Source organism: Seohaeicola sp. (assembly GCF_048006315.1).
Taxonomy (GTDB): Bacteria; Pseudomonadota; Alphaproteobacteria; order Rhodobacterales; family Rhodobacteraceae; genus Seohaeicola.
On record NZ_CP180350.1, the window covers coordinates 1,772,804 to 1,785,247 of the forward strand.

Sequence of the window (12,444 nt, forward strand, 5' to 3'; positions counted from 1 at the left end):
GCCCTTGCGGCTATTGCCCGATCCGAAAAACGTGACATTCTACGGCCAGCGACACATGAGGAGCTGGCCGATTTCCAACAATGACCCCTTCAGGCTGATCACCCTGCGCCATCTGCGGGTGATCGTGGCCCTTGCCGATCTGAAACTGGTGGCGCGCGTGTCCGAGGCCCTCAACGTCACGCAGCCCGCCGTGTCCAAGCAAATAGCCGAGCTTGAAAAGATCGTGGGCGTGCCCGTGGTCACGCGCGAACGCAACCGGCTTTACCTGACGCCGATAGGCCAAAGACTTGCCGAACATGCGCAGCAGGCCCTCAATCAGCTGGATCGCGCAGCCTTCGACATCGAGGCCATGGCCAGCGGCCTATCGGGATCGGTCTCGGTCGGCGTTGTCAGCTCGGTCGCGCCGACCCTGTTGCCGGGTGCGCTGGCGCTGTTCAAACGTAGCGCGCCCCAGGCCAACATATCCATCCAGGAAGGGCATTTCGTGGAACTGTTGCCCGAACTCGAAGCGGGCATGATCGATGTCCTGATTGCGCGGATATGGCAGCCACAGGAAATGCCGGGCATCGATCAGATGGCGCTGTTTTCGGAACCTGTTCTTGTCGTTGGCGGGCGCGATCATCCGCTCGGGAACGAGACAGAGCCGACATGGTCAGACGCGGCCGCATTCCCCTGGATCTTGCCACAAACGAACTCTGTCGCACGGCAAGCCATCGACGCCCTTTTCGCGGTGAATGGGCTTGCGCCGCCCAGCAACACGATCGCGTCCTTGTCCATCGCGCTGAACCTGGAGATCCTGCGGGTCATGCCGGCACTGGGTTTCATGCCGAAACGCCTTGCGCAGACCCATGCCGCACGCGGGGAAATGGTGATGCTGCCGCTCAACACGCAAGGCCTGCTATCCGAGGCGCGCTGTTTCTGGCGGCGGGACAAGACCGCCCAGAACGGCACCCTGTCGCTGTTTCTGAAGTGTCTTCAGCAAGCGACGGATGACCTCAAGACCATTCCATTTGGTTAATGTATTATGCCATATTTGGCTCTATTTTTAAGCATTTCATAAGCATACCTTAATTAAACACTCGGTTTGGGAGGGCGCGTGTGATGATTTTGACCCGGCTTGCGCCCATGGCTTGCCCATGTCCGTGACGGCAATGACAGCATGCGATGTCCTGGCGGGATTCCGGTCCGGGACCCTGTCACCGGTCGATTACCTTTCGGCCTGCCTGGATCGCATCGCAACAGTAAATCCCAAGATCAACGCCCTTGCCGCGATGGATTCCGCGAACGCCCTTGCAGAGGCGCGATCAGCAACAGTGCGCTGGAGGGCGGGGCAGCCGAAAGGCCCGCTGGACGGCTTGCCCATCGGCGTCAAGGATCTGCAGGACACAAAGGGGATGCTGACCACCCATGGCAGCATTGCTGCACGCGGCAACGTGCCGGACCGGGACCTGCCAATGGTCGCGCGCCTGAGGGCCGCAGGTGCCATAGTCCTGGCCAAGACGAATGTTCCGGAACTGGGCGCAGGCGGCAACAGTCGCAATCCGGTCTGGGGGGCAACCGGCAATCCGTTCGACCCGAACCTGATCGCGGGCGGGTCCTCGGGCGGGTCGGCGGCGGCACTTGCGGCAGAGCTTTTGCCGCTTTGCACAGGCTCGGACACAGGCGGTTCGCTGCGGATACCGGCAGCCTTGTGCGGGATCGTCGGATATCGCCCATCCGTGGATGTGATTGCGCATCCGACACGACCGCTTGGCTGGTCCGGGATTTCGGTGCTGGGACCGATGGCGCGCACGATGGATGACCTGATCCTGATGCTGGGGATCTGCCAGGGGCATGATCCCGACGACCCCTTGTCGATTGCCGCCGTGCCCGACCGGTTCACGGCACTGCCCGACATCGACCTCAGGGATATGCGGGTAGGCTACAGCGCGGATTTCGGCGGCGCCGCCGTCGACCCCGAGATCCGAAAGACCTTCCTCGCGCGGATCGCCCAGATTTCCCCGCATGTGCGGGACTGCCGCCCGGCGGATCTGGCCCTGGGCGACATGGATCGCTGCTTTGACATCCTGCGCGCGGAAAGCTTTGTCTCAGCCTTTGGTGCCGCGCTGGACAAGACGCCCGAGGCCTTTGGCCAACATATCGCGACCAATGTCGCCCTTGCGCGCCGCATGACGCTGGCCGATCGGGCCTGGGCCCATGGTGAACAGACGCGCATCCTGCGTCGCTTCAATGCCGTCATGCGGGATTTCGACATCATACTGTTGCCGACGGCCCCGGTTTCCCCTTTCCCCTGGACGCAGTCACATGCACAGGTCATCGACGGCCAGGAAATGGACATCTACTACCGCTGGCTTGCGCTGGCCTATCGCGGCTCGTTGTCCGGGGGGCCCGCGATCACCCTGCCCTGCGGACGGGATTCCAGCGGGTTGCCCTTCGGAATGCAGATGCTGGGCGCGGTGCGGGGGGATGAGGCCCTGCTGGCCAGCGCGCGCGCCTTCGAAACACTCTTCGCGCAATCGGAGGCGACCGCCCGGCCAAGACCGGATCTTGCGGCGACGGCCCCGTCCCGGATCGATCTGCGTTCGATCGTGACGCATCCGCCACTGCCGACGGACGGCAAGGATGCCGCCATGCAACCCCTACGGACGGCGGTATAGACGATGTATTATGTCCCCGTTGTCTTTGTCATCCTGCTGATCTCGGGCACGGCCTTTGCCTATCTGATGGGGGCCGTGTCGATCTTGACATTCATCGCAACCGACAAGGCGCAATTCCTGTCGGTCCTTCCGCAACGGATCTTTGCGCAGCTTGACGTATTCGCCTTCATGGCGATGCCGATGTTCATCCTGACCGCCGAAATCATGAGCCGGGCCGGCGTCACGCGCAGCCTGATCGACTTTGCGATGTCCATCGTGGGACGGTTCAAGGGCGGGTTGGGGCATGTGAACATCCTCACAAGCGTGTTCTTCGCCGGCATCTCGGGATCCGCCGTTGCAGATAGCGCGGCCCTGTCGCGCACCTTCGTGCCGGAAATGACCGCGCGCGGATACGACCGCTATTATGCCGGTGCGATCACCGCCGCATCGTCGATGATCGGCCCGATCATCCCGCCCTCGATCATCATGATCATCTACGGCGGGCTGACCGGTACATCGGTTGCGGCCCTGTTCATCGCGGGCGTGATCCCGGGGCTGATCCTGGCGATCAGCCTGATGGCCCTGAACGCAGGCCTTGCCGTCGCACAGGACCATCCCGGGGGCAGATCCGAGTCTCTGCCGCGTTTTCTGCCCAGCCTTCTGAACGCGGCGCCGGCCCTGTGTCTTCCCGTCATCATCCTTGGGTCACTTGTGTTCGGGCTGGCCACACCGACCGAGGGATCGGCCATCGCCGTGCTTTTCGCGCTTGCGGCGGGGCAGTTCTACAAGGGGCTGGACTGGGGCATGATTTTCGACGCGGTCGAAGCGACCGCGAAGATGACGGGTACGATCTTCATCATCCTCGCCGCGATCTCGGTGCTGGGGTACCTTGCCGGGCAACTGGGTTGGTCGCAGGCCTTGGCGGGCTGGGTCGACAGCTTTGGCCTCACCGGGACGAAATACCTGTTCTTTCTGATGGCGGTCTTCCTGATCGCGGGCATGTTCATGGACACGCCCGTGGCGCTGACCTTGCTGATCCCGCTGTTTGCCCCGCAAGCGCTGGAGCAGGGGATCAGCCCCATCCACCTGGGCATCGTGCTGTGCTTCAACCTCTGCGTGGGTCTGATCACGCCGCCCTTGGGCAAATGCCTGGTCGTCGTCGCGGCGCTGACCAATCTGAATTACTGGCGGCTGGCCTATACGGCGCTGCCCTTCATCGCCGTGCAGGTTCTTGTGTTGCTGGCGCTGGTCTACTGGCCAAGCCTCAGCCTCGCATTGCCACGCCTGTTCGGCTTTTCCGTGAACTGACGACGAACTGGGAACTGGGAGGTACCTCATGAAACTCAAGGCACTCACATTGGCCGCACTGCTGGCCATGTCCACCACGGCCACGGCCGAGGTCAAGATCGCGCTGGATGGCAAACCCGACATGGAGCAATCGGGATCCTACAACTGGGCCTTTGCTTTCGGCAACGCACTCAAAGCCGGCGGGATGGAGCCGCGCGAAATGCCTGCGGGCTCTGTCGGAAACGAGGCCGAGAAATTCGACCAGGTTTCGACCGGCCTGTTGGAGGTGTCGTTGTCGGACGTGCGCTCAGTCGCGCAGGTCGATCCCTTCATCTACGGCGTACGCCTGCCCTATATCTTCGATGACGCCGCCCACATGGATCGGGCGATTGCCGCAGGACAGGTGTTCGACCGCCTGAACAAGAGCCTTGCGGCACAGGACGTGCGGGTGGCCGCCCTTGTGCCGATCGGCCCGTCCTCGGGGATCATCACCACCACGCAGGCGGTGCGCAGCCCTGCCGACATGTCCAGCCTGCGGATGCGGGCGCTGGATGATGCCCAGATCGCGATGTACCAGGCCTGGGGGTCCAGCGGCACGATCGTGCCGTGGGGCGAAGTACCTGCCGGCTTGCAGACCGGTGTGATCGATGGCTACCTGAACTCGCCTTTCGTGCCGGTGATGTTCGGCCAGACCGATTTCGTGCGCAATTTTTCCGACGCGGGCGTGATCATTCCGATGCGGGCCGTGATCATGTCAAAGGCATGGTATGACGGGCTGAGCGACGCCGAGCGCGCGACCGTGGATGCCGCCGTTGTCGCGGCGGATGCGGCCAACCGCGACTGGCTGGCCAAAGCCTCGGAATCCGGTCTGACCGCGCTTGAGGAAAAGGGCGTGACGGTCCAGCGCCTGAGCGCAGAGGAACGCGCCGTCTTTCGTGCGGCATCCAAGGCCGTCTACGAATCCGACCTGATGCCCAGCGCCGACGTCAAGATCTGGACCGATCTGTCCGACGCCAATCGCTAAGCCGGAACGGCGGGCCGTCACCCGGCCCGCCCATCCCATTCGAGCGGAGATACATGATGCGCAGGATGATCATCGGCCTCAGCAATGGTGTTCACCAGGCTGTGCGCCGCATCGCGGTCCTTGCGGTTTGCCTGATGTTCTGCACGGTGATGATCCAGATCATAGCGCGTTACGTGTTCTTCGCGCCTCCTGTCTGGACCGAGGATGTTGCCCGATACGCAATGGTCTGGACCGGGCTTCTGGGGGCAACCCTGTCTTTCAAGACCCGCGCGGACGCGGTCCTGATGGAGAGCGTGTTTCCCGCGCGCCCGCATGTCCTTGGGCATCTGTCCGAGGCGATCCAAAGCGCGGCGGTTCTGACATTCGTGCTGCCGGTGGTCTATTTCTGCTTCATGGGCCTGAAGGGCGGTTTGGCCAAAGGCTACCTTGGACGCCAGTCCGGGCTGACGGCCGACACGCTTGGGATACCGATGGTCTGGATATCGGTCTCGGTGCCATTGTCGATGATCATCATCCTGCTGCACCTTGCCGCACGCTGGGCCGAAGGCACCACAAACGACGAAGGCCCGGCGCAACTGGATTGAGGTTTGGCAGCTGCGATCCCGAACAGGGATATTCGGGGCAAGACCAGGCGGACGGTCACGCCCCTGCAGGACCCTCAAGCAGGATGACTGAACAGGCAGCCTCGTCAAAGCCGATGACGCCACCACCGTTTTCCGCCAGGGCGATGCGCGCCTTTTCCGCCTGACGGTCGCCTGCCTCGTGGCGCAGTTGCAACGTCAATTCGTGGATCATGGACAGACCCGTGGCGCCGACGGGGTGACCCTTGGACACAAGTCCGCCGGAAAGGTTGATGGGCAGGCGGCCACCCAGCGCCGTTGCGCCCGATTCCATCAGCGCGCCGCCCTTGCCATCTTCACAGAAGCCCAGCATCTCGGCCTGGAAGATCTCGCAGAAGGACGTGGCGTCATGCACCTCGGCAAGGTCCACATCGGCGGGTGTCAGGCCCGCGGCCGCATAGGCTTTTTGCGCGGCGACACGGGACAGGCCAGGCTCTTCCGGGGCGCGATACTTGCCGCCCGTCAGGACCGAGGCGCGGACCTTGACCGCGCGGGCCTGCACATCGGCGGGCTGGGCGCGCAGGAAATCCCCGGAACACAGGATCGCCGCCGCGGCACCATCCCCGATGGGCGCGCACATGGACCGAGTGAGCGGGTAGGAAATCGGCCGATCCTCCAGCACATCATCCACCGCGACCTTGAAACGATACTGCGCCTTGGGGTTCAGCGATCCGTGATTGTGGTTCTTGGACGCGGCGATGGCGATCTGGCGCTGCGTCGTCCCATGGCGCTGCATGTGCCAGGCGGCCTGCATCGCATAGGTATCCATGAAGACGGTGCCGCCCCCCGCCTTGGCGTCGAAGGGCTTGCCAGCCTCCTGCCCCCGCGCGGCGTAATAGGCGTGCCATTCCTCGGGATCCAGCTGGTCGATGCCACCGTCAAAGATTTCCTGCGTACGGGCCGCATCCCCGGGAAAGAAGGTCTTTTCCACACCGATGGCCAGCGACACCTCGGCCTGCCCCGACAGGATATCCTTCCATGCACCATGAAAGGCCATAGACGCCGTGGCGCATCCGCCTTCGACATTGATCATGCCGACACGTTCGGGAAACAGCCCCTCGCGCACCAGCGGGGTGAAGCAGACCTGCCCGCGGATGTTGCGCTGCCCGAAGGTGCCCATGCCGCAATTGCCGAACCACCCCATCTCGATATCGGCCCCGGTTTCAAGCCCGGCATCGGCCAACACATCCAGATAGGCCTCTCGGGTGAGGTCCTTGAAGCCGGCATCAGGCCGCTTGCCGAACACGGTGCAGGAAGTGCCGAGGATATAGACGTCACGCATGCCGGGTTTCCTTCCGATCCCGGGTCGATCCCGGGGAATTGGCTCTTTTCATCGATCTTTATGTTTGACAGTCGCCAAACAATCATTTGATTTATGTCATGGAACGATCATCGCTTCAAGGTATCGATCACGCGATTCGGATCATGGCGGGCTTGAGGAAAACAACTGTTTGTTTCTACGACGTCATGGTGAATGGCCATCCGCATCAGGGAGAAGGGATGCAGGAGGGCAAGACAAAGATCAACCAACGATCAGGGAGGACGTTGTAATGAAACCGATTTTCAAGGCTATCGCCATCACCGGCGCCATGGCGGGCCTGCTGGCTGGAACGGCAGCACAGGTCACGGCACAGGATTATCCGTCGCTGTCATTGCGCCTGGCGCATCCGCTGCCGCAAACTTGGCCAGCCGCGGAATGGGACGGCTGGTGGGCCGAGGAAGTCGCCCGCCGGTCCGGCGGCAAGATCCAGATCGAGGTCTTCTGGGCCGGCCAGATCGGCAGCCTGACCGAGATCAAGTCACTTGTGTCGAACGGCGCTGTCGACCTGGGTGTCTTCGCCCAGGCTGTCCATGCCGAGGAACTGCCGCTGACATCGGTGTCGGCCGGATTGCTCAACCGCGTGTCGGCAAGCCCTGCGGTGGCGGATACGCTGGCAGGCGCGCTATACGCCACCGATCCCGTTCGCGACGAACTGGGGGCCCAGAACCTGCATGTTCTGAAATGGACCGTCCCCTCGACCTATACCTTGCAGTGCAATCGTCCGATCAACAGCACGGCCGACCTGGCCGGGCTGCGGGTGCGCGCGGTGGGCGGGGCCTATGTTCCGATCTGGATGGAAACGCTGGGCATGGTGCCGACCCGCGTGCAGGCGACCGAGATCCGCGAAGGCCTGACGCGCGGCACGCTTGACTGCAACTTCGGTCCGATCGAATGGGCGACCTTCTCGGGGTTCGAAACCGCAGCGCCCTACTGGTCCGACATCAACACTGGCAGCTTCACCACCTTCCAGCTTTATGTCGCGAAATCCGCCTGGGACGCCTTCCCGCAGGAGGTGCGTGACCTGATGACCGAAGTCGCCCAAGAGGCGATGGCCAAGGACCAGGCGGCACTTGAAGACGCGGCGGCCAAGGCCGTCGAGGCATACAAGGCAGCAGGCGGTCAGATCGTGAACCTGTCGGACATGGATGCGCTGGTGGCGAAATCCCCCGACATGATCAGCATCTGGGAACAGCGCATGACCGAAGCCGGGATGGCGGACAAGATCGCCCCCCTTGTCGGACCGATGCGCGAGGCGCAAAAATCCTTCCAGAACTGACGCGTTGACATGTCATCGGGCGGCCATTCCAAATGGCCGCCCGTGCCACGCCGCCCAACAGGAGGGATCATGCTGATTGAAAGACTGGCCAGTGCCGTCGCCGCGATTGCCCTGGCCGTGGTCATGCTCGTCGGGGTGACCGATATCGTCGCGGGCGAAGTGCTTGGCGTCTTTCTGGCCTTCAAGGTCGACATGTCGGGCACGCTGACGGCTGCCGCCATCTTCCTGGCATGGCCGCTGGTTCAATCACGCAATGAACATATAAATGTTGACCTTTTTTCTGGAATATTTCCGCGCTGGAGTGTCATCCCGCGCGCGATAATTGCAAAACTGGCAGGCTTTGTCTTTTTCGCGCTGATCGCGCGCGGCACATGGAAGGTGGCGCTCGACAGTCTTGCGATCCGCGAGAAATCGGCCGCGACCCTTGGCTATCCGATATGGCCCGCGAAACTGGCCTGCGCCATCGGCGCAAGCCTGGTGCTGCTGGTCCTCACCATCCAGATCGGGCGGCTGATCCTCGGGATGTGGCGCGGCCGGAACGGGCGTATCTGATGGGCGGGCTCGAGACAGGTCTGATCGCCTTCGCGGCGCTTCTGGGATTGCTGGCGATGGGTGTCCCCGTGGCCTTTGCCCTGGGGGTTGTTGCGGCTGCGGGGATGTATCTGACGGTCGGGTCCACCTTCCTGTTCACGACGTTTCAGACCACGCCCTATACGCTGACCAGCGACTATACATTCGTGGTCGTGCCGATGTTCGTGCTGATGGGCGGGATCGCCGGGCGTGCGGGCATCATCAGCGATCTCTATACCGCCGCGCATTACATGCTGGACCGCATCAAGGGCAGCCTGCTGATGGCGACGATCATCGCGCAGGCAGGTTTTGCCGCAGCTTCGGGGTCGACCGTCGTTGCCTCCAGCGTCTTCACCCGGATGGCCCTGCCGGAAATGCTGCGCTTTGGCTACAACGGCGGCATCGCCGGGGGCTGCATCGCGGCGGCGGGCACGCTGGCCGGGCTGATCCCGCCATCCATCGCAATGGTGCTATATGCGATGCTGACCACGCAGCCGGTGGGCGAGCTGCTGATCGCCGGCATCATTCCCGGCGTGCTGACAGCGGGGGCCTACATGATCGGCGTCCGGGTGATGCTGATCTTTCGTCCGGAATGGGCGCCGCCTTCGAAGATGACGATCACCTGGGGGATGCGGGGCCGGGCGATGGCCAAGGTCTGGAGCGTCCTTCTGCTGATGACGTTGGTCATGGGGGGCATCTATGCAGGATATTACCCGCCTTCCGCCGCCGGGGCCGTAGGCGCGGCAGGCGCACTGGTGATCGCGCTTTCGATGCGCCGGATCGGCGGGCGCGACATCTGGGAGGCGCTACTCGAGGCGGCGCGCATATCGGCCATGATCTTTGCCATCGTGATCGCGGGGCTGATCTTCAGCCGCTTCCTGCTGATCAGCGGCTTCATCGGCGAGGTGCGCGGCTTTGTGATCGCAAGCGACCTGGGCGTGACGGGTTTCCTGCTCATCACCATCGCGATCTTTCTCGTGCTGGGGATGTTCATCGACTCTGTCTCGCTGCTGGTGATCGCGGTGCCGTTTCTTTATCCCATCGCGCAGGCGTTGCAGATCGACCCGATCTGGTTTGCCGTGATCATCATCAAGCTGATCGAGATTGCCGCCATCACGCCGCCCGTGGGCCTGAACCTTTATGCGGTTCTGGCGGCGGCCAACGGCGCGCTGAAACCGGGCGAGCTGTTTCGCGGGATCACGCCTTTCATCGCGATCGAATTCGTGGTGCTTGGCTTGCTGATCGCCTTTCCGGCGCTGGTCACCTGGCTGCCGACGACAATGTAGGAAGGATGACGACATGACCGAATTGCTGGATCAGCCCTTCGTGAACATCAGCGACATGCTGGCCCAACACGGACGATTCAAGGCAAGGCGCATGGCGGTGGTCTGTGGCGATGTCAGCCGCACATGGGGCGATTTCGACGCGGGCATCAGCCGCATCGCACATGCGCTGATCGCGGATGGATTGCAGCGCGGCGACCGCGTGGCGGTGCTGATGGACAATTCCGTCGAGATGCTGGAAGTGGTCTTTGGCGTGATCCGCGCGGGCGGCTGCGCCGTGCCGCTGTCGGGCTTGCTGACCAGCGCGCAGATGGCCGGGCTGATCGCGGACAGCCGCGCAACCCGCGCCTTTGCCAGTGCAGGTTTCCGGGACCGGCTGGACGGTGTACGCGCCGATCTGGGGCAGGTCAGCCGCTGGATCGCATTCGGCTTTTCAGGCGCGGACTGGATCCCGCTTGAGGATTTCGTCGTGGGCCATCCCGCCACGGTGCCCAGCATACGCCACCGTCCGGGGGATGATTTCAACATCATCTATTCATCCGGCACCACGGGCCTGCCCAAGGGGATCGTGCAGACACATGCCGCGCGGCTGCACTTTGCGTTTTCCAACGCGATCGAACTGGGCATCACATCGGATGCGCGCACGCTGACCACGACCTCGCTTTATTCCAACGGCACATGGATCGTGATGCTGCCCACGCTTTTCGCGGGCGGCACGCTGCATGTGATGCCCGCCTTCGATCCGGCAGGCTTTCTGCAGACAGTCAAGGCGCGGCAGATCACCCACAGCTTCATGGTGCCGGCGCAATTCATCATGATCCTGGATCATCCGGCCCTGGCCGGGGCGAATACATCATCCTTGCAGCGTGTGCTCTGTGCCGGATCACCCTTGCGGCGTGATGTGAAGAAAAAGGTTCTCGAACGTCTGACACCGGGCCTGTGCGAGCTGTACGGCTTTTCCGAAGGCTTCGCCGCGATCCTCAAACCTGGCGAGCCGGACGACAAGTTCGCCACTGTCGGCACGCCCGTGATGGGTTTCGACATGCGGGTGATCGATGCGGAGGGGCGCGAATGCCGGCCCGGTCAACCCGGCGAGATCGTGGGTTATGGCGCGGGCATGCTGCGCGAGTACAACGACCAGCCCGACCTGACCGAGGCGCTGATCTGGCACGACGCACATGGGCGGACATTCATCCGGTCCGGTGATGTGGGAGTGCTGGACGAGGATGGCTATCTGACCATCATCGACCGCAAGAAGGACATGATCATCTCGGGTGGGTTCAATGTCTTTCCTACGGATGTCGAGGCGGTCGTGGGTCAGCACCCGTCCGTGGCCGATGTCTGCGTGATCGGCGTGCCGCATGAAAAATGGGGCGAGACATGTCTGGCCCTGGTGATCCCGCGTGGAGATGCGGACCCCGCCGCGATCATGGATTGGGCAAATGAGCGGCTAGCAAAATACCAGCGCCTGCATGCCGTGGAGCTGCGCGAGGAATTTCCCCGCAACGCCCTGGGCAAAGTTCTCAAACGGCTGCTGCGCGATCCCTATTGGTCGGAGACCAGGATCTGAACATCGCCGGACAGGCCGCCGACAGGTCGAGGTTGCGGTGATCCGTCCTCAGGCGTCGCGCGGCATTGTGGTGTCGAGCGAGGCGCGCCCCGCCTGGCGCGCGCGCCATGCGGCCAGGTTCGGTCTGCTGCCCAGCCAGTCCCGGTCCGGGAAACGGAACGCCGCATAATCCAGCGCCGTGGCCGTGGCGATGGAGGCCATGTCCGGCCCCTCGGCCATGTCGCGGGGGGGGGCCGCCTCAAGCTGATCGAAGGCCGCATTGACGGTGCGGAACCGCTTTTGCCCAATGACCATGTTGTCGAAGTCCGGCGCGGACTTGCGGGTGATGATGATGGCCGCCATGACATCGATCGCGCCAAGTGCCGCGCCGGCCTGCCGCAACATCGCCGCCAGCCCCTGCTTGGGGAACAAGGGTGGCTCAGGCGCCAGTTGATCCAGCCAATTCAGCACCATCGCGCTTTCGGAAATACCGGTTCCGTCTTCGGTGATCAGGGCAGGCACCCGTTCGTGGACATTGCCACCCACGAATGCGGGATCACCACCCCATGGATCGGTCACGCGCACCTCGACCCTGTCGGCAAGGCCCTTTTCGATCACCGTGATACGCGCCAGACGGGCAAAGGGCGAGGTCAGGTTGGTGAACAGGATCATGCGTGTCTCCGTAAATTGCCCAGCATCATCGCCGGTTGCCATCGCATCAGCATCGGAAAGCTTGTCACCAGAAGCAAGCCCACAAGTTGCAAGCTGACATGGGGGATTACGCCCCGCCAGATCCGGGTGGCCCCGACCATCGCAGAAGCGGAAACCGCGGGGCGAACGTCGCAAGGTTCCTGCGCCGCGGCGCCACGCAAATCCTG

General features: G+C 63.0%; 11 protein-coding genes. 9 read left to right on the forward strand and 2 right to left on the reverse strand.

What is annotated here, in order from left to right; all coding sequences use genetic code 11:
• Positions 1–13 precede the first annotated feature (13 nt).
• From ACMUJL_RS08960 to ACMUJL_RS08980, 5 genes are all read left to right on the forward strand, one after another.
• Positions 14–1,018: a LysR substrate-binding domain-containing protein gene (locus tag ACMUJL_RS08960; protein ID WP_416914228.1), complete on the forward strand. Its 1,005-nt coding sequence runs from the start codon at positions 14–16 to the stop codon at positions 1,016–1,018.
• Between the two features lie 133 nt (positions 1,019–1,151).
• Positions 1,152–2,657, forward strand: a complete 1,506-nt coding sequence (locus tag ACMUJL_RS08965) for an amidase (RefSeq protein WP_375568852.1) — start codon at positions 1,152–1,154, stop codon at positions 2,655–2,657.
• A 3-nt stretch (positions 2,658–2,660) separates the two neighbouring features.
• Positions 2,661–3,944 carry a TRAP transporter large permease gene (locus ACMUJL_RS08970; RefSeq protein WP_375568850.1) on the forward strand — a complete coding sequence of 428 codons (1,284 nt, stop codon included), beginning with the start codon at positions 2,661–2,663 and terminating at the stop codon, positions 3,942–3,944.
• Between the two features lie 28 nt (positions 3,945–3,972).
• Positions 3,973–4,947, forward strand: a complete 975-nt coding sequence (locus ACMUJL_RS08975) for a TRAP transporter substrate-binding protein (RefSeq protein ID WP_068293691.1) — start codon at positions 3,973–3,975, stop codon at positions 4,945–4,947.
• 56 nt (positions 4,948–5,003) lie between these two features.
• Positions 5,004–5,531 carry a TRAP transporter small permease gene (locus ACMUJL_RS08980; RefSeq protein WP_375568848.1) on the forward strand — a complete coding sequence of 176 codons (528 nt, stop codon included), beginning with the start codon at positions 5,004–5,006 and terminating at the stop codon, positions 5,529–5,531.
• A gap of 55 nt (positions 5,532–5,586) precedes the next feature.
• Here the strand turns inward: ACMUJL_RS08980 and ACMUJL_RS08985 are convergent, their stop codons facing one another.
• Entirely contained in the window at positions 5,587–6,849 is a 1,263-nt protein-coding gene (locus tag ACMUJL_RS08985) for a thiolase family protein (protein ID WP_375568846.1), read from the reverse strand.
• Positions 6,850–7,117: 268 nt separating this feature from the next.
• On the opposite strand from ACMUJL_RS08985, the gene dctP reads away from it, so the two are divergent.
• From dctP to ACMUJL_RS09005, 4 genes are all read left to right on the forward strand, one after another.
• Positions 7,118–8,164 carry a TRAP transporter substrate-binding protein DctP gene (dctP, locus tag ACMUJL_RS08990; RefSeq protein WP_375568844.1) on the forward strand — a complete coding sequence of 349 codons (1,047 nt, stop codon included), beginning with the start codon at positions 7,118–7,120 and terminating at the stop codon, positions 8,162–8,164.
• Positions 8,165–8,233: 69 nt separating this feature from the next.
• Positions 8,234–8,716, forward strand: a complete 483-nt coding sequence (locus ACMUJL_RS08995; RefSeq protein ID WP_375568842.1) for a TRAP transporter small permease subunit — start codon at positions 8,234–8,236, stop codon at positions 8,714–8,716.
• Positions 8,716–10,020 (forward strand): TRAP transporter large permease, encoded by a 1,305-nt coding sequence (locus ACMUJL_RS09000; protein ID WP_375568840.1) that lies wholly within the window; start codon positions 8,716–8,718, stop codon positions 10,018–10,020. Before ACMUJL_RS08995 ends, ACMUJL_RS09000 begins: the two co-directional genes overlap by 1 nt.
• Positions 10,021–10,033: 13 nt before the next feature.
• Positions 10,034–11,587, forward strand: coding sequence for a class I adenylate-forming enzyme family protein (locus tag ACMUJL_RS09005; protein ID WP_416914229.1), 1,554 nt, complete (start codon positions 10,034–10,036; stop codon positions 11,585–11,587).
• Between the two features lie 48 nt (positions 11,588–11,635).
• Here ACMUJL_RS09005 and ACMUJL_RS09010 read toward each other — a convergent pair whose 3' ends face one another.
• The gene (locus ACMUJL_RS09010) at positions 11,636–12,238 is read right to left on the reverse strand and encodes a glutathione S-transferase family protein (protein WP_375568836.1); all 603 of its coding nucleotides are present in this window, start codon (positions 12,236–12,238) and stop codon (positions 11,636–11,638) included.
• Positions 12,239–12,444: the final 206 nt, after the last annotated feature.

Bases quoted from the DNA above. Each gene is read 5' to 3' on its own strand.
- ACMUJL_RS09010 (WP_375568836.1), bottom strand. From the start codon at position 12,238: ATGATCCTGTTCACCAACCTGACCTCGCCCTTTGCCCGTCTGGCGCGT.
- ACMUJL_RS08975 (WP_068293691.1), top strand. From the start codon at position 3,973: ATGAAACTCAAGGCACTCACATTGGCCGCACTGCTGGCCATGTCCACC.
- ACMUJL_RS09005 (WP_416914229.1), top strand. From the start codon at position 10,034: ATGACCGAATTGCTGGATCAGCCCTTCGTGAACATCAGCGACATGCTG.
- dctP (WP_375568844.1), top strand. From the start codon at position 7,118: ATGAAACCGATTTTCAAGGCTATCGCCATCACCGGCGCCATGGCGGGC.
- ACMUJL_RS09000 (WP_375568840.1), top strand. From the start codon at position 8,716: ATGGGCGGGCTCGAGACAGGTCTGATCGCCTTCGCGGCGCTTCTGGGA.
- ACMUJL_RS08970 (WP_375568850.1), top strand. From the start codon at position 2,661: ATGTATTATGTCCCCGTTGTCTTTGTCATCCTGCTGATCTCGGGCACG.
- ACMUJL_RS08980 (WP_375568848.1), top strand. From the start codon at position 5,004: ATGCGCAGGATGATCATCGGCCTCAGCAATGGTGTTCACCAGGCTGTG.
- ACMUJL_RS08995 (WP_375568842.1), top strand. From the start codon at position 8,234: ATGCTGATTGAAAGACTGGCCAGTGCCGTCGCCGCGATTGCCCTGGCC.
- ACMUJL_RS08965 (WP_375568852.1), top strand. From the start codon at position 1,152: ATGACAGCATGCGATGTCCTGGCGGGATTCCGGTCCGGGACCCTGTCA.
- ACMUJL_RS08985 (WP_375568846.1), bottom strand. From the start codon at position 6,849: ATGCGTGACGTCTATATCCTCGGCACTTCCTGCACCGTGTTCGGCAAG.